This window comes from Dasania marina DSM 21967 (genome assembly GCF_000373485.1).
Lineage (GTDB): Bacteria > Pseudomonadota > Gammaproteobacteria > Pseudomonadales > Dasaniaceae > Dasania > Dasania marina.
The window spans coordinates 655,651-678,082 of the sequence record NZ_KB891576.1; the positions used below are offsets into that span (position 1 = coordinate 655,651).

The window sequence follows — 22,432 nt, forward strand, 5'->3', positions numbered from 1 at the left end:
GCGTTACCACTTAGCATTGGGGTAGGTACGATACACAAACTGCATTTCCATTAGCAGATGGCTGAGGTACTCGGTGTGATAACCTTCACGGCCGCCACGTACCGCCCACTCCGCATCGGGCACGGCCAACGTCGCCGCCGCTAAAATGGCTTTAATATCCGCCAACCACTGCGCCTTAAAACTAGCTGCATCCACTGCGATACCAGCATCGATTAAGCGCTGCTCTAAAGCATCATGCTCAAAAATCTCATGGGTATAACCCCAGAGCTCATCTATAGCGCGCTGCATACGTTCATGGCTTTCTGCGGTGCCATCACCTAGGCGCAAAGTCCATTCCCTGCTGCGGCGTAAATGATACTGGGTTTCTTTTATGCCCTTGGCAGCAATGGCCGCCAAGGTTTGATCTTTAGACGCTAACAAAGCTGTTAAGTAATAATGATTAAACACATCAACAAATAACTGACGAGTAATGGTGTAAGCAAAATCACCGCGTGGCAGCTCGTTAATTAAAAAGTTTTGAAACTGCCGCTCGTCGCGTAAATAGGCGTAATCATCTTCTGTTGTATCATTGCCCGCCAACTCAGCGGCATAACTGTAGAGCATGCGCGAGCGGCCTATATAATCCAAGGCCACATTACCTAGGGCGATATCCTCTTCTAAAAAAGGGCCCTTGCTTACCCATTCGGACACTCTGTGCCCCAGCACTAAGGCGTCATCGCCTAGGCGCACGGTATAGCTGATAATATCTTGTTTTATGTCACTGTTGATCACGTCTTTAGTACTCATGGTTTTATCCCGATTACATATTGTCCACTTCTTTAGGAAGCGGATAATAGGTGGCGTGGCGATAGGGTTTATCATCGGAGGGATCAAAAAAGCTGTCGCTATCATCCTCTTGTGAAGCACTAATATCACAGGACTTCACCACCCAAATGCTGACACCTTCGCTGCGGCGGGTGTAGCAATCGCGGGCATATTCCAATGCCTGCTCATGATCGGCGGCATGTAAACTGCCCGCATGTTTGTGGTCTAAACCACGCGCAGGGCGCACAAAAACTTCAAATAATTCTAAATGTTCTAATGACATACTCTTTCTCCAATATGCTGGCAGGGTAAGGGCCTAGGCTGCACTACTCGCCTTACGCGCTCTGATCTTTTGTTCGTAGGCGTTTTGCGCATCGCGCACCCAAGCGCCCTCTTCATGCGCTTGCACATGGTGCTGTATGCGCTGACGATTACAGTGGCCATTGCCATTAATAACGCTCTGAAACTCCTCCCAATCAATTTCACCGCCGTCGTAGTGGCCACGTTGCTCATTCCACTTCAGGTCTTTATCGGGATGCTGTAAGCCTAAGTACTCAATCTGCGGAACTGTTTGATCAATAAACTTCTGACGTAAATCATCATTGGTTTCACGCTTAATCTTCCACTTCATAGAGCGGGCAGAATGCGCAGAGTCAGAGTCATGAGGGCCAAACATCATTAGCGATGGCCAATAAAAGCGATTGAGCGAATCCTGCGCCATCTGCTTTTGCGCGGGTGTGCCGTGGGCCAAGGAAATCATAATCTGGTAACCCTGACGCTGATGGAAACTTTCTTCCTTACAAATGCGTATCATGCCGCGAGCATAGGGGCCGTAAGAGGTGCGCTGTAATGACACCTGATTACAAATCGCTGCGCCATCAACCAACCAACCTATGGCACCGACATCACCCCAAGTTTGGGTAGGGTAATTAAAAATAGAGGCGTACTTGGCCGAGCCATCTTGCAGCGCGGCGATTAACTCGGCGCGCGAGATACCCAAGGTTTCCGTTGCACTGTACAAGTACAAACCATGGCCGGCCTCATCCTGCACCTTGGCTAATAACACCGCCTTGCGACGCAGTGAAGGGGCACGGGTTATCCAATTGCCTTCAGGCTGCATACCTATCACTTCGGAATGGGCGTGCTGAGAGATCTGCCGTATCAAATTTTTTCGGTAGGCTTCAGGCATCCAATCTTTGGGTTCGATTTTTTGCTCCGCATCTACACGAGCCTGAAACTTCTGCTCCAGTGCACTCATCTCTTCGCTTTGGTCTTTAGTCTTCATGTCTCAGTACTCTCATCGTGTGCATTTCAACACCGTGTTATTCAAGCCTAACGCCATTAACTCAGAGCTTGGCAAACAGCCTTGCCGCACTGCGGCATTTGCAATATCTTTATGATACGCAAATTTCAATCTTAATCAACAATAATGTATCACGTAATATTAATTTATTACTCCCTCAGCTAGCAGCAGCGCCCCAACCTTAGCGTAGAAAAATAATTTGCGGACTTGTTAATGAAATTAGCAGCCGAGATAGAAGAGTTACTGCTAAAAAAGTCAGGCCATTAAGCCATACCTATATAAGGCACGGCTTAATGACGGGTTTAGTCCGTAACATTAGAAAAACGTTAAAAGCTACACTACAAAATAATAGCCAAGCCGCATTACACGCGCTCAATAATAATCGCTATGCCCTGCCCTACACCTATGCACATGGTGCATAGCGCATAACGGCCCTGAATGCGATGCAACTGGTACATAGCCGTAGTCACCAAACGTGCGCCACTCATACCCAAGGGATGACCCAGCGCTATAGCGCCGCCATTGGGGTTTACCTGCGCAGCATCATCCGGCAAGCCCAGCTCCCGCATCACTGCCAAACCTTGCGCGGCGAATGCTTCGTTTAGTTCTATCACATCCATATCGGCTAAACGCAGGCCAGCCTTTTCTAACACTTTGCGCGCCGCTGGCGCTGGCCCCATACCCATAATACGCGGCGCCACCCCCGCTGTGGCCATAGCCACAACTCGCGCCTTGGGCGTTAGGCCATAACGGCTGGCAGCTTGTTCAGAGGCCAGCAACAAAGCACAGGCACCGTCATTAACACCTGAAGCATTACCCGCCGTCACTGAGCCGTTTTCACGAAAAGGGGCGCGCAATTTACTCAAGGTCGCCAGTGTAGTATCGGCACGGGGATGCTCATCGGTATCCACCTGTAGTGGCTCACCCTTACGTTGCGGTATCATCACCGGCACAATTTCCTGCGCAAAAATCCCATTAGCCTGCGCTGCTGCCGCTTTCTGCTGACTACTTAAGGCAAAGGTATCTTGGTCTTCACGGGAGATATAAAATTCTGCCGCCACATTTTCAGCCGTCTCGGGCATGGAATCTACGCCGTACTGGGCTTTTAATAATGCATTCACAAAGCGCCAGCCTATAGTGGTATCAAAAAGCTCGGCCTTGCGACTAAACGCGGCATCCGCCTTGGGCATAACCATAGGCGCACGCGACATGGATTCAACACCACCGGCTATCATCAATTCGGTTTCGCCAGACTTAATCGAACGCGCCGCAAGACCTACCGCATCCATACCACTACCACACAACCTATTTATCGTAGCACCCGGCACTTCTACAGGTAAGCCCGCCAACAAGGCACTCATTCTCGCTACGTTGCGATTATCTTCACCGGCCTGATTGGCACAGCCATAAATAATATCGTCTACAGCATCCCAGGCTACGCCGGGGTTACGTACTTGTAAGGCTTTAAGAGGCACGGCACCTAAATCATCGGCGCGTACCGATGATAGCGCGCCACCATAGCGGCCTATAGGCGTGCGTATGGCATCACAGATAAACGCATCTTTAATGGTATTTTTACTCATTGTTTCTTGCTCCAACCGTTGCTCTAACTATTGCTTTAACTATTACGTTTACTATTACGTTTACTATTACGTTTATTATTGTTCCGGTTCTGGCAGCACCGTGCCTCTAATGCGATAAGACTTGCCGCGAAAATACGCCACATCCTCACCCTGTTCATTACTCACCGTTACGTCATACAAGCCGGTACGGCCTGCCAAGCTTTTCTCTGTGGCTACCGCGGTTAACAACTCACCAGCCAAACCCGGGCGCACATAGTCTATGCTTACAGCCTGCGCAACCGTGCTAATGTTTCGACTATTACAGGCAAAGGCAAAAGTAGAATCTGCTAAGGCAAAAATAAAACCGCCGTGGCAACTGCCGTGTCCATTAAGCATATCGTCGCGTACTGTCATGCTTAGCTCCGCGCGACCAGGCGCTACACTAAGTATTTTCATACCCAAAGATTGGCTGGCATTATCAACTTTATACATGCTGTCGGCGCAGGCCTGGGCCAACGCCTGTGGTGATAAATCGCTAGTACTCATAAGCTACTCACTTTTATAGTTCACTTTATAGCTGGTCTTAGAACTCACTCGTCATCAACTAGCTCATCGCTAAAAAAACGACCACCGCTATACACTTTTCGACACAACAAGGGCGAAACACGATAGCGATCTTCACCGTAAATACTGCCTATATTGTCCAAGCTATCAACCACCCAAGCTAAACCAATAGCGTCTGCCCAAGCCAGTGGCCCACAGGGATAATTCACCCCGTTGCGCATGGCTAAGTCCACTGCGGCAGCGTCGCAAACTTGTTGATTCACTGCATCAGCGCCTTCATTGGCAAGCATGCAAACGGTACGCATCAATACCATGCCGGGCACATCATCGATAACAGAAACTGATTTACCTAAGGCCTGAAAAAACCCCACCGCTTTATTCAAAGCCTGCTCACTACATTGATCAGATTTAGTCAGCGCTATGCGTTGGGCCTTGTCATAATCTAAAGCCAAATCAAATAGCACGACATCGGCGTGATTATCCTCAGCGCTGCACTGGGTAGCCGTGCGACCATCCGTTAAAGCCAATCGCAGGCCATCAATTTCTATACCTGGCGAGTGATAATGGCCAGCACTAGCAACCGTGACACCCGCCTTTTCGGCTTGCGCCAATAGAGTTTTGGCAACGCCTAAATCACCGCGATAACGTATGGCTGTAGGAGCAGGCTGTGCACTAGCGGTTTGCGGCTGGGGTTTCGATGTGGACTGCTCGGCAGTGTCGCCATAGTGATAAAAACCACGGCCGCTTTTGCGCCCCAAGTACCCGGCGTTAACTAATTCTTGCTGCAGCAGCGAAGGCTTAAAGCGTGGATCTTGAAAATAAGCATCGAACACGGAATGGGTTACCGCGTAATTAACATCGTGGCCGATTAAATCCATCAACTCGAAAGGCCCCATGCGAAAGCCACCGCTTTCGCGCACGATGGCATCGATAGTAGCAACGTCTGCGCCACCCTCTTCTAACACCCGTAAAGCCTCGGCATAAAAAGGCCTAGCCACGCGATTAACAATAAAGCCGGGAGTCGATCTAGCCAGTACCGGTTTTTTACCCCAGCTGGCCGCAGTATCAAAAATACACTGCGCTACAGCGGGATCGGTAGCCACACCGCTAATAACCTCTACCAATTTCATAATGGGTGCGGGGTTAAAAAAGTGCATGCCCAAAAAGTTTTGCGGCCGCGACAAAGCCGCCGCTATAGACGTTACTGAAATGGAGGAGGTGTTACTGGCAAAAATAGTGCTAGCGCTGCAAATGCTTTCTAACTGCGAAAATACCTGCTGCTTAATCTCAAGCTTTTCCACTATGGCTTCCACCACCAAGGTAGCGGGCGCTAAGTCGGCAATGTTATCGCAGGGGGTTAAGCGACTCAGTAAAGCCTCGCACTCAGCAGCAGAGATTTTGTTGCGCTGCACCAGCTTTTGCAAGCCAGCGGCGGTGCGCGCTATGCCCTGCTTGGCCGCGCCGGCGGCAGCGTCATACAACAACACCTGATGCCCGGCTTTGGCGGCCACTTGCGCAATACCTGCGCCCATGGTGCCAGCACCTATAACGCCAACAATTGTCTCTATAGGCAGTATGCCCATTAGCTTCACCTCTTAAAAAAATATGCTGATTATGTATCGCTTGCAACAGTACGCTTATTTACCTTTAAAAACGGCTGGGCGCTTTTCCATAAAGGCAGCAACGCCTTCACGGTAATCTTCTGTACGGCCGGCTATGCGCATCAACTCTTTCTCTAACTCTAGTTGCTCATCGAGTGAGTTAGCAGTAGACGCTTTTAACGCGCGCTTAATTAACGACAAACCTTTAGTGGGCTGTGTTGCCAACTGTTTAGCTAGTGCTAGGCTGGTTTCCGCTAATTTATCATCGTCCACACATTGCCAAATAAGGCCCCAGGCTTCCGCCTGTTCGGCCGCTAACTTATCGCCCAATAAAGCCAAGCCCTTGGCTCTCGCCATGCCTACTAATCGCGGCAAGGCCCAGGTGCTACCGGAATCAGGAATCACGCCTATTTTACAAAAAGACTGAATAAAACTGGCCGAACGCGCCGCCAAAACGATATCGGCAGCCAACGCAAAGCTGGAACCGGCACCGGCAGCTACGCCATTCACCGCACAGATCACCGGCAACTCTAAGGCCGTAATAGCGCGTATTAGCGGGTTATAATTTTTTTCTACCGACTCGCCCAAATCAGGTGCTTCATCACCCACGGTAACACTGCGGTCGCCTAAGTCTTGGCCGGCACAAAAGGCACGGCCCTTACCGGTAATTAATAAGCAGCGTATGTCATCATTACTGCGCACTTCTTTTAATACTGTGCGCAGTTCTTGATGCATCTCGGTATTAAAGCTATTAAATTTTTCGGGGCGGTTAAGCGTTAGCAGCGCCACTCCAGCATCAATATTGAATTCAATGGTATTAAAAATCATGCTCTAGCGTCCTGTGTATTTAGGTTTGCGCTTTTCAAGAAAAGCATTAATACCTTCATTGCGATCATCACTGCCTGCTAATATCGTGAACGCTTTGCGCTCATATTGCAGGCCCGCTTCCAGATCGATCTCAAAGGCTTTAAGTAAAACGTCTTTTGCTTGCCTAACCGCCAAGGCTGGCTTTTGGGCAATGGTTTGCGCCAGTTTCATCGCGCGCTCTATGGTCATTTCAGGCACGGTAACCTCAGCCACTAAACCCGACTGCTTCGCCTCAAGGGCAGAGATAAACTCGCCAGACAACACCATCTTCATCGCCAAGGATTTACCCACCGCACGAATCAAACGTTGGGTGCCGCCCGCACCGGGTATCATGCCTAGGTTAATCTCGGGCTGGCCGAACTGCGCGTTATCGCCGGCAATAATAATGTCGGCATGCATGGCCAGTTCGCAACCGCCACCTAAGGCATAGCCATTAACTGCCGCAATTAAGGGTTTGGGGAATTGATAAATACGGCGCCAAATAGCCGGGCGAGTATCATTGAGCACCCCCACCATATCCAGCGCGGCCATCTCTTTTAAATCAGCACCGGCGGCGAACACCTTATCGCCACCGGTAAGCACCACGGCGGCAATATCATCATTGCTAGCGATAGCCTCTAAGGCCGTCGCCAACTCCGTTAACAATAATGAAGTCAGCGCATTATGAGCCTGTGGCCGGTTGAGGCGGATAAGCTGCACAGCCGCAACGGGCGGCTCTAAAATAATCGTTTCATAAGATTGAGTCATAAATTTCACTTCAATAGTTTATGGTTGCCGCTACAGTTCAGCCTGCTAATGGGTAAAACTCAGATCATCAGACTAACACAACAAGATACGCATATTAACAAATATATATATTTTACGTATCATAAAATATACCCTAGTCTAGGCCTATACTGAAACAACACCGGAGCAACACCAGAACAACACTAGAACAACAGCTTTCACTACCTTATAGCCTCTCAGCTAGGCTTTAGCTAAATAACTAACTCATGCCCATAGCAACAAAGTGAAAAAGAGAACGATATGCAGGTATACAGTATTGACGACATCACCCCAGTCGTAGACCCCAGCGCCTACGTACACCCCACCGCAGTGCTAATAGGCGACGTGATTGTGGGGCCGCACTGCTACGTAGGCCCCAATGCCGTGCTGCGCGGCGACTTCGGGCGATTGATTTTAGAGGCGGGTGCCAATTTGCAAGACACCTGCGTGATGCATGGGTTCCCCGGCACTGACACCATCGTCGAACAGAATGGCCATATAGGTCACGGCGCGGTGTTACACGGCTGCCGCATAGGCCGCAACAGCTTAGTGGGCATGAACGCAGTGGTTATGGATAACGCCGAGATAGGCGAAGAATCTATAGTCGCCGCCGGCTCGCTGGTTAAGGCACAGTTTCAATGCCCGCCACGCAGCATGCTGATAGGCAGCCCGGCAAAAATCCTGCGCCAAGTTAGCGATAAGGAAATAGCCTGGAAAACACAAGGCACCCTGGAGTACCAACAACTCAGCCTGCGCAGCCAACAAAGCATGAAAAAAGTGCAGCCGCTAAGCAAAGTTGAGCCGGATAGGCCTCGTATTAACATCGAATCTGTACAGCCGCTGCATAAAAGCAAATAACAAAACGAAAAACCGCGGTGCTATCTAGCAGCGATGCAGCCTAAAAACGTGAAAAATCGCCAAAGCTGTATTGCGCCTGCACATCAGTGTAATTAACGATATCAGCATTTATAGCTTTACCCGCAGCGGCTAGTGCCGCCTTCATACCTTCCTGACTATCAAACACTAAATCGACGCTAGCAAAATACTGACTATCATCGCCAGGCTTAACACCTATATTTTTCTTTAAAAGAACATCCTGTAGGCCTAAAGGGCCAAATTTTTCTTTTACCAAGGCTAGGTGCGAATTTTGATAATAGTCAAAATCAAACCGTGCCTGCTCTGACTTGGGGTAACTAACCGTTAAGCAATACATACTAAGCCTCTTACTCTTATATAAAATTTCATCGAACGATACTTATCAAAAAACATTTATTAAACAATATTAATCAAACAGTATTTATTAAAAAACACAGGCTAAACAATAAAAAACCGCGAGCAAGCTCGCGGAAAAATCGTATGGGGATACATACGATAAAATTACTCTTCGCGGCGTTCTACCAGTGTCATAATGCTATACACCGCCACAGGTTCATCACGTTGATTGCGAACCTCTATATCCCACTCAACCACACCGGTTGCCCTGTCTTCGTCGGGGCGCCGGTCTTTTTTAATTTTTTGCTTACAGGTTAACCGCGCCTGTATGGTGTCACCTATCGCTACCGGCTCTATAAACCGTAGGTTTTCTAGGCCGTAGTTAGCGATAACCGGGCCGGGCGCTGGGTCTACAAACATACCTGCCGCCGCCGAAATAACTAAATAGCCATGCGCCACACGCTTACCAAAGAATGAGTCTTTAGCGGCCACTTCATCAAAGTGCGCATAAAAGTGATCGCCGGACACACAACCAAAATTAACCACATCCGCTTCCGTCAGCGTGCGTCTATGGGTAATTAAGGTCTCACCAATCTGTAGCTCTTCAAAGTAATGGCGGAAAGGGTGTACATTGCTGGTGATCTGCTCGGAGCCAGGATTAAATTCTTTAGTAATCGCGGTTAATGTCGTGGGGCTACCCTGTATGGCGGTGCGCTGCATATAGTGTTTTACCGCCCTAGAGCCGCCCAACTCTTCACCACCACCGGCGCGGCCGGGGCCGCCGTGCACTAACTGCGGTAAGGGTGAACCATGGCCGGTAGACTCTTTGGCGCAATCCTGATTGAGCACCAAAATACGGCCGTGATAGGCCGCCGTGCCTAACACCAACTTAGCGGCCTCGGCATCATCCTTAGTGGCTATAGAGGCCACTAAACTACCGCGCCCTAACTTAGCCAAGGTAATCGCATCTTCAATGCTATCGTAGGGCATAAGCGTTGATACTGGGCCAAAAGCTTCTACCGCATGAGCTGATTCCGCCGTTAAAGGCTTATCGCAATACAATAGGGTTGCCGGAAAGAAGGCCCCTTTTTCTTTATCGGCACCCACTACCGCAAAATCCTGAGTGCCACCGTAGATTAATTCGCAAGACTGTTTTAATTGCTCAACTTTTTCCCACACATCCTTCATTTGTGAGCGGCCCACTAACGGCCCCATACGTACACCTTCAACAGCGGGATCACCTAAGGTGGTTTTCTGTAATCGCGCCTGTAAAGCTTCTGATACAGCCTCAACCCGGTTTTGCGGAATAATCGCGCGGCGTATAGCGGTACATTTTTGCCCGGCCTTTATCGTCATTTCGGCCGCAACAGCTTTAATATATAAATCAAACTCTGGTGTGCCGGGCTCTACATTAACACCGAGTATGCTGCAATTTAATGAGTCCGACTCCATAGTAAAGGGGATGGAGTTGGCAACAATGTTGGGGTGTGTTTTTAACATTTGTCCGGTGGTCGCAGAACCGGTAAACGTAACGACGTCTTGCTCATTAAGATGATCCAGTAAATCGCCGGTGTTGCCACAAATTAACTGAATAGCGCCGTCGGGTAAGATGCCAGAATCGACGATTTCTTTTACCATCACTTGGGTTAAATAACTGGACACCGTAGCCGGCTTTACAATAACCGGTACACCGGCAATCAAGCTGGGGGCGATTTTCTCTAGCATGCCCCAGCAGGGAAAGTTAAAGGCGTTGATATGCACCGACACCCCTTCTTTGGGTACCAGTATATGCCGCCCTATGAAGCTGCCATTTTTTGATAAGCGCTCGGCCGGGCCTTCAACTAAAAAAGTTTCATTGGCAAATTCACGTCTCGCTAGGCTGGCATAGGTGAAAACTGTGCCTATGCCCCCCTCTATGTCCACCCAGCTATCGGTGCGGGTAGCACCGGTCCAGGCCGACACTCGATAAAAGTCTTCCTTCTTTGCCATTAAGTGCTGGGCCAAGGCTTTGAGCCTGTTGGCACGCTCATGGAAGGTCATCGCACGCAGGGCAACACCCCCTTGGCTGCGGCCATATTCCAAGGCAGCTTTAAAATCTATGCCTGAGCTAGAGACCTCAGCCACTGCCTCACCATTGATCGCATTAAAAACCTCAACGCCCTGGCTCTGACCTTCAACCCACTGGCCGGATATATAACTCTGTAATTTCATTCGGGAATAACCTCGCTCAACGACACGCTTGCATCTCTGTATAATGCGCAAAAGTATATGACACAAAATTATTACTTAAAAGCCATTTCTTGTGTTATATTTTTGCGCACTGATATCCGTTAACACAAACAAACACTCAATCAATGTAATTTATTCTTTAAATATCAGTTAGTTAGTGACAATTCATCAAAAAAACAACACCAGTAATCTGAATGCTGAATAAAAATATAGATTCACTATAGGTATAAAATACTACTAGACATGAATCATAATAGTATCCGCACAGATAAAAATCACTGCCCGTGCCGTATCGGTAATAGCAAAAGTGAGCAGCGACACCGCTCCCTCATTGCCTATACTGCGCACTAGCATATAGTTAACTATAAAGAGGCAACTTATGAGCCATACCGAAGCCAGCAACAACAATAAAGATTACAGCCAGTTAGAGCCCATAGAAAAAGCCAGCATAGATGAATTGCGCAGCTTGCAACTACAACGCATGCGCAAAACCCTAGAGCATGCTTATAACAACTCGCCTTTCTATAAAGCACAGTTTGACGAGGCGGGTATACTCCCCTCTGATCTCAAGGAGCTTAACGACCTCGCTAAGTTTCCCTTTACCACCAAAAGCGATCTACGCGATAACTACCCTTTTGGCATGTTTGCCAGCCCCATGGATGAGGTAGTCAGAATACACGCCTCCAGCGGCACCACCGGTAAACCTACTGTAGTCGGTTACACCCAAAATGATATTGATACTTGGGCCGACGTAGTCGCGCGCTCTATACGTGCAGCCGGTGGTAGCCGCAAAGACATGCTCCACGTCGCCTATGGCTATGGGCTGTTTACCGGTGGCCTAGGAGCACACTATGGCGCTGAGCGCTTAGGCTGCACCGTAATACCTATGTCAGGCGGGCAGACTGAAAAACAAGTACAGCTTATCAAAGACTTTAACCCCAACATTATTATGGTTACCCCTTCTTATATGTTAAACCTAGCCGACGAAATGGAGCGGCAGGGTATAGACCCACATCAACTGAATTTACGCGTGGGTATTTTCGGCGCAGAGCCTTGGACCGACGCCATGCGTAAAAATCTAGAGCAGCGCCTAGGTATAGATGCCTTAGATATTTACGGCCTCTCTGAGGTGATGGGCCCCGGTGTGGCTATGGAGTGTTTAGAGACCAAAGACGGCCCCACCATTTGGGAAGATCATTTTTACCCGGAAATCATAGACCCAGAAACCGGCGAAGTGCTACCCGACGGCGAAGAAGGCGAGCTAGTATTTACCAGCCTCACCAAAGAGGCACTACCCATCATCCGCTACCGCACCCGCGACCTAACGCGGTTATTACCTGGCACTGCCCGCCCCATGCGCCGCATGGATAAAATTACCGGCCGCAGCGACGATATGTTGATTATTCGCGGCGTCAATGTGTTCCCCAGCCAAATCGAAGAACAGATACTCGCCCTAGCTACGCTCTCCCCTCACTATCTATTAGAACTTAGCCGTGTAGGTAATTTAGACACACTACAAGTCGATGTGGAATCCTGCGAGCCACTCGATGAGCAAGCAAGCGCAGTGATTGCCAAAAAACTGCAAGGCCGAATAAAAACGATGGTCGGAATTTCAACCAAGGTTAAAATATTTTTGCCAGAAACTCTGCCTCGCTCTGAGGGCAAAGCTAAGCGGGTTATCGACAAACGCTAAGCAAAAAAATGGCCGCATTAACATGCGGCCATTTTTATATTCCAATAAAAGCGAATTACATCAACGCTCACAAAGCGCTAGGGCTCTAGGCTATCGCCCCGATATTAAAGCATGTGCTAAACCCAAGAACTTATTCTCACAGAAAAATGCCGATGGGCTATTTTAGCTTTTCGTCAACGCTAAGCTCGCGGGCTTCGCTCTCTAACATTACCGGTATGCCGTCGCGAACGGGGTAGGCCAAACCGCTGGCACAGCAAATCAATTCATTTTTATCTTTATCGTATTCCACCGGCGCCTTGCTAACAGGGCAAACTAAGATGCTTAATAATTTTTTATCGATCATTTCTTACTCTCAATGTAATGGCTGTGGGTTAGCAGCCATGGGCGCGACTAACAACTGCGGGTCTATACGAGATTGATACCAATTCATGCGCCAATCTAAATGCGGGCCAGTGGCGCGGCCGGTAGCCCCGACTTCGGCGACGATATCACCGGGCTTTACCTCATCACCCACGTTTACCAACACTTTGCTTAAATGCATAAGCGTGGAAGAAACCCCGTAACCGTGGTCAATAATCAAGGTGCCGCCAGAATAAAACATATCGTCATGTGCCAGAGTAACAACGCCGGGGGCTGGCGTGCTCAGCGGTGTACCGGTGGGTGCTGCTACATCCACCCCGTAGTGCGGCCGTTTAGGCTCTCCATTATAAACACGCTGGCTGCCAAACACACCCGTAATAGGCCCGGTTAGCGGCCAAACAAACGGCCCGGCAAAATCCTCACGTTTTTGGATTTCCGCCCGCGCTTGCCGCACCTGCAAACTATCTGCACGAATACGCTTTAAGGCCTGCGGCGAGGGGCTCATGATTTTTTTGGCTATGCCCTCTATGCGCTGCATCTGATATTCACGTCTAGCAATGCTCAACTTATGATCAAATTGGCTGCCATCAGGCAGGTTTAGCGACAACGGCATAGTGGCCGGGGCATCTCTATCAAAACCCAAGCTAAACAGGCCCTGCTCACTAACACTGACTTTTTGGCCATCGAGGCTAATCTCTGTGCCGGGCTGGCCATGGCCTATTACCAAACCGCCTTGCGTGAACGGCCCTTTCAGCGTTATGCCCGCTATCGCCAGCTCATCGGCACATAGCCATGGCGAAAACATCCATAGTAATAAAAAAACCTTATACAAAGCTGACCCCTAGATACATAGATACATAGATACACACAAAAAATAGCGGTTAAAGCCGCTCGCACTAGCACTCATTTCAACACAGGCGAAAACATGAGAGCAAGCGTAAAGCCTGTTATTTAATTAGTCATTGCATTAATAGCTTCGAAGCCAGTGACAGCGCTTAGGCTGCACACTAAGATAAAGCTCACTATACCTATAAACCGCCTAGACGCCGGAGAGCCGCCGTGCACAACGCCACCTATAAAGAGAAGCGCCGTTTTATCATTAAACTGGGTAAAAACTTACATAAATACGGCACCCCCACCGATAGGCTAGAAACCCACTTAGACAACACCGCCAAATTATTAGGTATTAACGCGGGCTTTATGGTGGCCCCCACCTCTATTACTTTTTTATTTCAACACCCCGATGAGCACCACGATGACAACCACATCGTGCGCGTCAAACCCGGTGAGTTAGACCTAGGCGCCTTGTCCCGCACCGATGCCGTGGTAGATAAACTGGAAAACGACAGCCTGTCACTGGCAGAAGCCGATCAACAATTAGACGAAATTGCCCAGAAGCCCAGCCGCTATTCGCCACTGGTTACCCTACTAGCCTTTGCTGCTGGCAGCGCGGCCTTTGCCCTACTCAGCCACGGCAGCTGGCACGACATTTACTCTTCGGCCTTAATAGGCACGGTGGTGTTTGCCTTGGTTAGCCTAGCCCAACGCTATGAGCGGGTCGCCTATATGTTAGAGCCACTATGTGCGGTAACCGCAGCTTTTTTAATTTGCTGCCTCAACCGCATAGACCCCGCTATCAATGTGCCGCTGGTAATTTTGGCTAGCATTATCGTATTGATTCCCGGCTTATCGTTATTGCAAGGTTTGGCCGAGCTATCCGCCAGGCACTTGGTTTCCGGCAGCGCTAGGGTGATGGATGCACTGATGCAAATGTTTAAACTCTATTTTGGCTCATGGCTGGGCATCGCTTTGGCCTCAGCCTTTTTAGGGCCGCTACAGTTTCAAGCGGTGACGTTTAACACTAGCTGGAGTAACTGGCTAGCCGTGGCCACCCTAAGCATTACCCTCACCATTATTTTAAAAGCGCGCAGCAAAGACATACCTTGGATGCTAGCCTCGGGCTGCATAGCCTATGGCGCCAGCCTGTGGGGTGGTGCTGTGTTTGGCATCGCCCTAGGTGCGTTTATCGGCGCTTTTGCGGTGGGTATTTTTAGCAACCTTTATGCCCGCATGATGAAGTCACCGGCACTCATCCCCTCACTGCCAGGGCTGGTGGTGCTAGTGCCGGGCTCTAAGATTTTCATTTTGCTAAACCGCGCTATTTCTGGGCAAGAGCAATTTGCCGGCGATCAATTAGGGCAACAGGCTTTTTTGGTTTTTATGTCACTAGTGGCGGGGATAATTTTTGCCAACGTGATTACGCCGCCTAAGCGTAGCCTTTAAGCATCGTAGCTATAGCTCAAACTTAATCTAAGATAAATATGGATAATGAAACCAACTCAAGTCGTACAGTTGGCTTCGTGCGTGAAGCGAACGTTCAGCAAAAGTAAAAAACGGATTTAGTCGAGAATTTGAGACGGAAACAACTTAGCTGTATGAAAAATAATCGTTACGACCCCTTTAGCTATCACCATGGCAGAGTGTCAAATGAATCGATTTATCTTTCGTTATTTTTCCCTAGGGAGGTTTAGCTTGAATAAACGCAGAGGGATTAGTACGTTTTAAATACTGGCTACGGTAATAATAAAAATACTTGCGATTAATCGCCTTGTCACGACAAAACGCGGTAATGCTCAGGCCGCTTTGCTGCTGTTCATTGATGAGTACTATCCACTGCTGCTTATCGCATTTCATAGTCTGCACCTAAATTATTGGAACAGTAGTTTATCGATTACGTGTAGTTACTGGCAGGGTGTGGTTGGTGCGGCGCTTACTTTATTTTAAAAGATTTTGTTTCAAACCTTGGAAGCATGATGCCTCTCGGGGTGTATAGTCACGATTGTTTTGTAATATGTAGCCAGAGGCAAGTAGATTATTAACAGTTGCAGCATTAAATATACCTGATAAAGATTCAGCAGTTAGTGATCTGTTAAACTCAATGAGTTTTTTATCTTCTTGCATATCCACAATGTTTATAGGTATGCCATTGCTGGGGATAAAAGGCACTATAAGATTGAATTTTGATATTAATAACTCTTTAGTGTTGTCTGGCACGATGCAAATATAATTATTCTTAAAGTCAAGCTCTACAATTGAAGACGGGTAGACTGTGAAATTAAAGTTCCCCTGCCTATCAAGTTGTTTAATGGTATTGCCGTAAGCGTTGTTTTTTTCGCGCAAGCAGGGCTTGTTGGTGCAGGCAGACAAATAATCGACAAGTAATTGTTGACTGGGTTCTTCAAGACTAATTAAGGCACTCCACACCTCGCCATCTAGAACAAAGGGTGCGCTGTATTCAATGTCCAGTTCTATACCTATGGGAACATCTGTTTTTGGTAAATACACAAATTTTGCTTTATTGGTTGATACTTCAAGGCCTGATTTAAAATAGATCGACCTGGCTATACCAAAGAATAGCCATAAAATTAATATTGAAAATATAAATAATGGAGGGGAGAGGATTTTGACGATTTCTTTAATTGACAGCTTAGAAAAGAAGAGAAACAATAATATAACAAGAGGGAATCCCGTCCATAATATTAATAATTGATGAAGGTTTCGGTACCCAACCCCTTCTTTTATCAGTAAGGGAAGTGCAAGCAAAAAAAGTATGCTTATGAAAATGCAAAGTAATGAGTTGGAATGAGCTTTCATATCTTATTATCGCAAAAAAGTACCATTACTAAATGGGCCTATTCAGTAATGGTACTCACAATTATTGAGCAAGGCTATTAAAATTACCCCCGCTATCTACAGCTGCGCCTCCTTGATTATGCGGAACAGATACAGATACTGTGGATGAACACTGGCCACCTTTACTATCGGATGCTTGTGCGGTAATACGGTAAACTTTGCCATCACCATTGCCTAAGCGCTCAGAGCGTAAATTTGCGGAGTTCGATTCAACCATGATTGCATCCGGCGAATTATTACCAGGCGCTTCATCCTGAGTGATGCTAGTAATATCATAGGATATTTCATCCCCATCTGGATCAATAGCACCAGATATCGTGACCTTCTGGTACTTTTTATTTGGTGGCCATAAAATTGCTTTGTCCACATTTAAGTCAGTACAGAGAGGGGGTGAATTGCTAGGCCCTGTCAATAAAGAAACAGTTGCATTATTTTGAATGTTAGCATCGGTTTTAGATTGTGCCGTTAAACTAACATCAATGGTTGAATAGGGTAATGTAGTCTCACTTGCCGAAACAGGAACTTGAACTGTTGTAGAGGATCCGCCTTCAAGCGTAATTATTTCTGATAATATTACACCTGCCTCCGTAGCTGCAACCAGCGTGAATGAGTCCTCTGAACTGCCGTGATTAGTGACTTGAAATGTAAGGGTGACACTATCGCCAATTTTTAGGATTTCGAGCCCTTGTGGGGCCTTCACTTCTACATACGTTGCGCTCGACTCACCAGAAATTAATCGTGAAAATTGATTTCCACCCATGGTTTTACCTGTAGCATAAATCAAAAATGTCTCGGTTGGGATGGTTACGTCCCCCACGAATTTATCGGCACTTGTATTTGGATTATTCTGATGGGTGTCAATATTGGCTATGAGACTGCCATCAGGGCGACGAAACGAAAATTGGCTAGAGGAATAATCACCAATCATGTTGGCAAGAATAGTACCTGTGTTACCGGCAATAGGTGTGCCATCTACAGGAAATAAACCTTCATGCCCAATCCTTCCTTTTAACTCAACAAACTCTAGTGAGTCTAAAAATAGATCTGTTTTAGATTTAACAGCTATTGTTAAGTCGCCGGAGCCAGTAACCTCGATAGACCAAGAACCGGAAGCAGGATTTACGACGGTATATACAGCTCCAGATGTCAGTTGTGTCTCAGATACATCGGCATCAGAGCCAGTTACTATATTACCAGACGGTGACTTTAACTTAATGATGTTTTTATTTTCTATCGACATTGAAAAAGTAATTTCAGATATCGTTTCATCTATTGGAACTGAGTATGAAGTTGGTCCTCCAGCTAGGGCTGTGCGCAGCGAAAATACAGGGTAAACATTTTTCTTTGCCAAAGGGGCAATCAAATTAAAAATATTAGCTGCTTCTGAGCCGTTGAGGATAAATACTTGGCCACCTGTTTTATTCGCAACATCAAAATAGCTCTGATGATAGGGAGAGCACGATCCAAACAAAAGGGGGTAGATTTCTGTATTTTTACTATTAGCTAGGGCTGCTACGTTAGATGCAAGCGATCCATCCTTGGGTGCAGCATCAGTAAAAAGAAATAACTTGCTTGTAGTAAGAGCTTTATCCACAGCCCTTAAGGCTCCAGTCCAAGCCAGTTCAGGGCAGTCTCCACCACCATTCGCGGATAGCGAATTGACAGCGCCCAAGAAGGGTGCTGATTCAGAATATACCTGTGGAGACCCCACCGCAGGATCATTAAAAGATTGAACAAGGTATTGCCCTGGCTCATCTTCAGTACCAGCAGTGGCGCTAACAATTGCAGACACCTGACTTTTCACTGAAGCAATAATTCCACCCATACTGCCGGTATCGTCTATGATGACACCAAGTGTCCCTTTAATATCCATTAAGGTCTTAATGGCATTTATATCACTTGCAATTGCAGAGTCATCTAATATTGAATTGACAAAGTTTTGAGTTGCTAGAGTGGCATTGTTGAAAGCAATCGGGTAACCGGCTCGTCCTGGTGAGTCTTTATTAAGGCCGTCGGGGCAAACTATAGCTAGGCCATGCCGGCACTTACCTGCAGGTATGTTTGTGCAGATGCCCGGGATGTTAAAGTAACCACTTGTGGGGCCTGTTCCGGGTATTAGTGTGGTTCCAGGGCTGATGATAGACCCTGTGCAAGTCGCTTGGCTGGCCCCAACAGAAGAAACGGTTTCTTCTCCAAAGTTGGGTATGCCGCTGCCACTCTCAACTGAATTTGTGTGCGAGAAATAGTCTTGTATTGTGTGTAAAGCTTGCCCTAATTGCTGACGTGCTTGCTCACCGTCAGCACTTGACCCTATTAGAGAATTGATTATGGATTTTTTTAGCCCGACTATACGCGATGTTGCTTGCCCCAGGCTTTCATTGTCCACGTGTAGCTGGGGAGTTAACTGATGCCAGTCGACGTCTAAATTAGCCTCAATAACTTGCTCGATGGCTCTCTCACTAAACTCTAATAGCTCACCATCTTTATTTCTCGATATACCCTCTAAAGTAGTTTGGGTGATTCCGATGTGGCCATCTTCATTTGTACCAAATGCTGATAACTTAAGGGAAAAAGTGATGAAAACTATAAAAATGAACCCGGAATGATATTTTTTAATATAATCCATCATATTGCACCTCCAGTGTGCTTATTAATATATTTTTTAAACTAACCAGAATAATTTGTGGTTATAGCAATAAAATATAACCAAATTGATTATTTGAAAAATCAAAACTAATTAATTGAAATGGGCGTTTCTTTGGAGAAAGCTTAAGATGTTAGCGGTATTAAGCTTAGGGGTAGCATGCATCAAATTTACAAGCTATTTTGGTTGCTCTCTCCATGAGATAAATCGTTATTCCCTTTTTTCCGTCGAGAATGTTATGCCTGTTTATAGAGTTGTACAATTTGAAATGGGTATATTGTGACATGCGTCACAATTTATAGCTGGGTCGGCTGGTGGCTAGATTTTAGATTGATCTAAATGAATGGCTGGCAGAGTGATTGAATAGGCAAAGGCAAATAATCCCACAACACTCCCAATATCAAAGATGGTGTACTTGAAGCCCGGGTAATTACTTAGAAATTCTTAATTAAAGCGAATTAAAGGGGCCGTAACGATTATTTTTCTTTGGTCATGGCTGGGCATAGCCTTGGCCTCTGCCTTTTTAGGGCCGCTACAGTTTCAGGCTGTGACGTTTAACACTAGCTGGAGCAACTGGCTAGCCGTAGCAACCCTAAGCATTACCCTCACCATTATTTTAAAAGCGCGCAGCAAAGACATACCTTGGATGCTAGCCTCGGGCTGCATAGCCTATGGCGCCAGCCTGTGGGGTGGTGCTGTGTTTGGCATCGCCTTAGGTGCGTTTATCGGCGCTTTTGCGGTGGGTATTTTTAGCAACCTCTATGCCCGCATGATGAAATCACCGGCACTCATCCCCTCCCTACCGGGGCTGGTAGTGTTAGTGCCTGGCTCTAAGATTTTTATTTTGCTAAACCGTGCTATTTCTGGGCAAGAGCAATTTGCTGGCGATCAATTAGGGCAACAGGCTTTTTTGGTTTTTATGTCGCTAGTGGCGGGGATTATTTTTGCCAACGTGATTACGCCGCCTAAGCGTAGCCTTTAAGCATTGTTGTTGTGGCTTGTAACAAACTGCGGCTAGCACAACCTGTAGCATTGTTGGTTGTAACAGCTCAAACTTAATCTGAGATAAATTGATATTGAGGCCAACTCAAGTCGTACAATTGGCTTCGTGCATAAGCGGATGCTCAGCAAAAGTAAAAAAACGGATTTAGTCGAGAATCTGGGACGGCAGGAACATAGCTGTATAAAAAATAATCGTTACGACCCCTTTAGCGATTAGTCGCGCTTGATTACCTTGTTAAAGCTTTGCGCCGATACGTGCTAATTTGTCCGGCTCCATGTATGCCTCCCAATCTGTGGAAGGCTTAACTATTACACCGTTTTGCATTTTGTGATTGGTGTAAGACCTTGTTCGGACACCTTTAGTATCCTTAATAAGCTCCTGCTTTCTAGTATTATCAGGAACGAACATAATACGCTTCTCTTTATCTATTCGTGGCGTAATATCATGAAACTGTCCGTTTTCATCCACCCAAACTGCATGAAACTCTGCCTCAGTGAACCGAGCAGCCTTGTCTTGCCAAATTACCCAGCCGAACTGTACAGAACCGCCATCTAATTCCTGTTTCTTTATACAATTTATATTGCAGTATTTCTCGACAGCTTCAAACTCAGCCTGCCTCCTCAACTTTAATATTTGTACAGAAGCGTCGTCCAGCCCCAAGTCTTCGATTAAAGCCTGAATATCAATATCTATTTTCTTCGGAGTCGTATTCATGGTTTATAGCTTTAACGCTGCCAACAACGGCAGACTTGTAGTTGTGATTTTTGTGCAACAATGGCGCAGCCATGCACAAAAAGCGCGACTGCAAGGCTGTCCAAGCCATGAAATGGCTGATATTGCTTGGCCTTGTTAGGTTTCGAGGTCACGGGACTGAATAATACCATTGCAGACATACAGGCAACTTCTGAATATTTCTTCAGCCTTTTCAAAAAACTCATCATTCAAAACCAGTTCTTGGTGACCACCGCTATAGTATTTGAGTACATACCCATCATGGTGGTCGTGTATTACCTGACCATGAGCGAATGCATTTCTCCATAGCATTAGCTTATTTAGATTCGCCTTTAGCTCTTTAATACCATTGGTATCGAGAAGATTAAACTTCTCGAGCATTCTGGTGAAAGCCTTTCTTTTAAAAGAAAAGTTGAAATCTGATGTTCCAACAACCTCATTAATAAAGAAGTTTCGCTTATCTTGGGACTCTTTGAACAAATACTTGCTCATTGCTTCAATAATACGATCTTCGATCGTAATCATTGCGCCAAGTATTTCAGAGCGGTTCTTCTCGATAATAGGTATATCTTCTGCCGAAGCAGATGGAAAGCCTTTAGCTTTATCTTCACGATCCAAAACTAATCGAAGTGTAATCGCTTTCGGAAAATTGAACTCTCTCATAAAAACCTAACGCTTTTGGAAGGGGCGAAGTGCGCAGCACTTTGTCCCTTCCAAACTTGTTAAATTAGCGCCACACTGGCTACGAAAAATAAGATGTTGCGTAGCGCTAGCGTAGCTTTTGTTTGTGGTGGCACCCGATAGATACATGAGCTTTCCGATGCCCTGATTATTATTAGTGGCAACATTTGCCGAATAGACTGAGTTTGCCGATAAAATATAACTTTGTAAATGGCACTAGGAACGAGCGTGATGACATATGATGTTGCACATTCCTTGATGCCTGATTGCCAACGAGTGGCACGATAGTTTTAGCTAAGCTGAACTACCGCTAATAATTATTTTTTGCCGCGCAATTTAACGCTTAGTATACCGACTAGTCCGTATAATCTGAAAACCTAGGCAAAGTCGGTTTAAGTTGTGGAATAATAAGGGGGTTATGCGGACAAATCGGTATAACACTCCCTGATTACCGTTTTATTATTGCTGCTAATATATTGTTTTTACACGAAAACATTCAACTTTGCTCATTAACACCATAATTATTATGGCAAAGGCTCTATTATCTAACTTTTTCATCATTAATTAAGAAGTAACATCATATAGGCTGTCACCTCACTTCATATCTATAGTTCCATATACGCAATAGGTGAACTTCCGCCTCGGAGCATTTTGATACGACCAGAGGTTCAGGCTATATCAGATCAAACCTAAGCTCCAACAATTTAACACTGCCCTCT

21 protein-coding genes are annotated in these 22,432 nt (G+C 46.7%); 4 read left to right on the forward strand and 17 right to left on the reverse strand.

Translation table 11 applies throughout. The annotated features are described in order from the left end of the window. Positions 1–3: 3 nt before the first annotated feature. The 8 genes from paaC to paaF all read right to left on the reverse strand — a co-directional run bounded on the left by paaC (position 4) and on the right by paaF (position 7,448). The gene (gene paaC, locus B067_RS0107495; protein ID WP_019529460.1) at positions 4–786 is read right to left on the reverse strand and encodes a 1,2-phenylacetyl-CoA epoxidase subunit PaaC; all 783 of its coding nucleotides are present in this window, start codon (positions 784–786) and stop codon (positions 4–6) included. Positions 787–799: 13 nt separating this feature from the next. Further along, a complete protein-coding gene (paaB, locus tag B067_RS0107500) occupies positions 800–1,087 on the reverse strand; it encodes a 1,2-phenylacetyl-CoA epoxidase subunit PaaB (protein ID WP_019529461.1) in 288 nt (95 codons plus the stop codon). A 33-nt stretch (positions 1,088–1,120) separates the two neighbouring features. Next, positions 1,121–2,089, reverse strand: coding sequence for a 1,2-phenylacetyl-CoA epoxidase subunit PaaA (paaA, locus tag B067_RS0107505; RefSeq protein WP_026244506.1), 969 nt, complete (start codon positions 2,087–2,089; stop codon positions 1,121–1,123). A 380-nt stretch (positions 2,090–2,469) separates the two neighbouring features. After that, positions 2,470–3,690: a 3-oxoadipyl-CoA thiolase gene (gene pcaF / locus B067_RS0107510; protein WP_019529463.1), complete on the reverse strand. Its 1,221-nt coding sequence runs from the start codon at positions 3,688–3,690 to the stop codon at positions 2,470–2,472. A 75-nt stretch (positions 3,691–3,765) separates the two neighbouring features. Next, the gene (gene paaI / locus B067_RS0107515) at positions 3,766–4,215 is read right to left on the reverse strand and encodes a hydroxyphenylacetyl-CoA thioesterase PaaI (protein WP_019529464.1); all 450 of its coding nucleotides are present in this window, start codon (positions 4,213–4,215) and stop codon (positions 3,766–3,768) included. A gap of 44 nt (positions 4,216–4,259) precedes the next feature. Beyond that, positions 4,260–5,816: a 3-hydroxyacyl-CoA dehydrogenase PaaH gene (paaH, locus tag B067_RS0107520; RefSeq protein WP_019529465.1), complete on the reverse strand. Its 1,557-nt coding sequence runs from the start codon at positions 5,814–5,816 to the stop codon at positions 4,260–4,262. Between the two features lie 54 nt (positions 5,817–5,870). Beyond that, a complete protein-coding gene (gene paaG / locus B067_RS0107525) occupies positions 5,871–6,662 on the reverse strand; it encodes a 2-(1,2-epoxy-1,2-dihydrophenyl)acetyl-CoA isomerase PaaG (RefSeq protein WP_019529466.1) in 792 nt (263 codons plus the stop codon). 3 nt (positions 6,663–6,665) lie between these two features. Further along, the gene (gene paaF / locus B067_RS0107530; RefSeq protein WP_019529467.1) at positions 6,666–7,448 is read right to left on the reverse strand and encodes a 2,3-dehydroadipyl-CoA hydratase PaaF; all 783 of its coding nucleotides are present in this window, start codon (positions 7,446–7,448) and stop codon (positions 6,666–6,668) included. A 279-nt stretch (positions 7,449–7,727) separates the two neighbouring features. Here paaF and B067_RS0107535 point away from each other — a divergent pair, with 279 nt between their 5' ends. Then, positions 7,728–8,324, forward strand: coding sequence for a DapH/DapD/GlmU-related protein (locus tag B067_RS0107535; RefSeq protein ID WP_019529468.1), 597 nt, complete (start codon positions 7,728–7,730; stop codon positions 8,322–8,324). Between the two features lie 40 nt (positions 8,325–8,364). Here B067_RS0107535 and B067_RS19895 read toward each other — a convergent pair whose 3' ends face one another. Together B067_RS19895 and paaZ are read right to left on the reverse strand one after the other, a co-directional pair. After that, the gene (locus B067_RS19895) at positions 8,365–8,679 is read right to left on the reverse strand and encodes an EthD family reductase (RefSeq protein ID WP_019529469.1); all 315 of its coding nucleotides are present in this window, start codon (positions 8,677–8,679) and stop codon (positions 8,365–8,367) included. Between the two features lie 164 nt (positions 8,680–8,843). Continuing rightward, positions 8,844–10,889, reverse strand: coding sequence for a phenylacetic acid degradation bifunctional protein PaaZ (gene paaZ / locus B067_RS0107545; protein WP_019529470.1), 2,046 nt, complete (start codon positions 10,887–10,889; stop codon positions 8,844–8,846). 397 nt (positions 10,890–11,286) lie between these two features. Between paaZ and paaK the strand changes: the two genes are divergently transcribed. Then, a complete protein-coding gene (paaK, locus tag B067_RS0107555) occupies positions 11,287–12,600 on the forward strand; it encodes a phenylacetate--CoA ligase PaaK (RefSeq protein ID WP_019529472.1) in 1,314 nt (437 codons plus the stop codon). 157 nt (positions 12,601–12,757) lie between these two features. Here the strand turns inward: paaK and B067_RS0107565 are convergent, their stop codons facing one another. Both B067_RS0107565 and B067_RS0107570 read right to left on the reverse strand, forming a co-directional pair. After that, on the reverse strand, positions 12,758–12,943 hold the full coding sequence (locus tag B067_RS0107565; protein WP_019529474.1) for a Trm112 family protein: 186 nt from the start codon (positions 12,941–12,943) through the stop codon (positions 12,758–12,760). Between the two features lie 9 nt (positions 12,944–12,952). Further along, positions 12,953–13,792, reverse strand: coding sequence for a M23 family metallopeptidase (locus B067_RS0107570; protein ID WP_051083830.1), 840 nt, complete (start codon positions 13,790–13,792; stop codon positions 12,953–12,955). A 227-nt stretch (positions 13,793–14,019) separates the two neighbouring features. Here B067_RS0107570 and B067_RS0107575 point away from each other — a divergent pair, with 227 nt between their 5' ends. After that, positions 14,020–15,243 (forward strand): threonine/serine exporter family protein, encoded by a 1,224-nt coding sequence (locus B067_RS0107575; RefSeq protein WP_019529476.1) that lies wholly within the window; start codon positions 14,020–14,022, stop codon positions 15,241–15,243. A gap of 234 nt (positions 15,244–15,477) precedes the next feature. Here the strand turns inward: B067_RS0107575 and tnpA are convergent, their stop codons facing one another. The 3 genes from tnpA to B067_RS0107590 all read right to left on the reverse strand — a co-directional run bounded on the left by tnpA (position 15,478) and on the right by B067_RS0107590 (position 19,282). Beyond that, positions 15,478–15,654 carry an IS66 family insertion sequence element accessory protein TnpA gene (gene tnpA / locus B067_RS21790; RefSeq protein ID WP_019529477.1) on the reverse strand — a complete coding sequence of 59 codons (177 nt, stop codon included), beginning with the start codon at positions 15,652–15,654 and terminating at the stop codon, positions 15,478–15,480. A gap of 81 nt (positions 15,655–15,735) precedes the next feature. Next, the gene (locus B067_RS0107585) at positions 15,736–16,563 is read right to left on the reverse strand and encodes a hypothetical protein (protein ID WP_156820777.1); all 828 of its coding nucleotides are present in this window, start codon (positions 16,561–16,563) and stop codon (positions 15,736–15,738) included. Between the two features lie 112 nt (positions 16,564–16,675). Continuing rightward, complete coding sequence (locus tag B067_RS0107590; protein ID WP_019529479.1) at positions 16,676–19,282, reverse strand: COG1470 family protein; 2,607 nt, start codon at positions 19,280–19,282, stop codon at positions 16,676–16,678. A 523-nt stretch (positions 19,283–19,805) separates the two neighbouring features. Between B067_RS0107590 and B067_RS19900 the strand changes: the two genes are divergently transcribed. Next, positions 19,806–20,279: a threonine/serine exporter family protein gene (locus B067_RS19900; RefSeq protein ID WP_019529480.1), complete on the forward strand. Its 474-nt coding sequence runs from the start codon at positions 19,806–19,808 to the stop codon at positions 20,277–20,279. Between the two features lie 255 nt (positions 20,280–20,534). On the opposite strand, the gene B067_RS21210 is transcribed toward B067_RS19900, so the two are convergent. Continuing rightward, positions 20,535–21,014, reverse strand: a complete 480-nt coding sequence (locus tag B067_RS21210) for a hypothetical protein (protein WP_019529481.1) — start codon at positions 21,012–21,014, stop codon at positions 20,535–20,537. 135 nt (positions 21,015–21,149) lie between these two features. Next, positions 21,150–21,695 (reverse strand): hypothetical protein, encoded by a 546-nt coding sequence (locus tag B067_RS0107610; RefSeq protein WP_019529483.1) that lies wholly within the window; start codon positions 21,693–21,695, stop codon positions 21,150–21,152. Between the last annotated feature and the right edge of the window lie 737 nt (positions 21,696–22,432).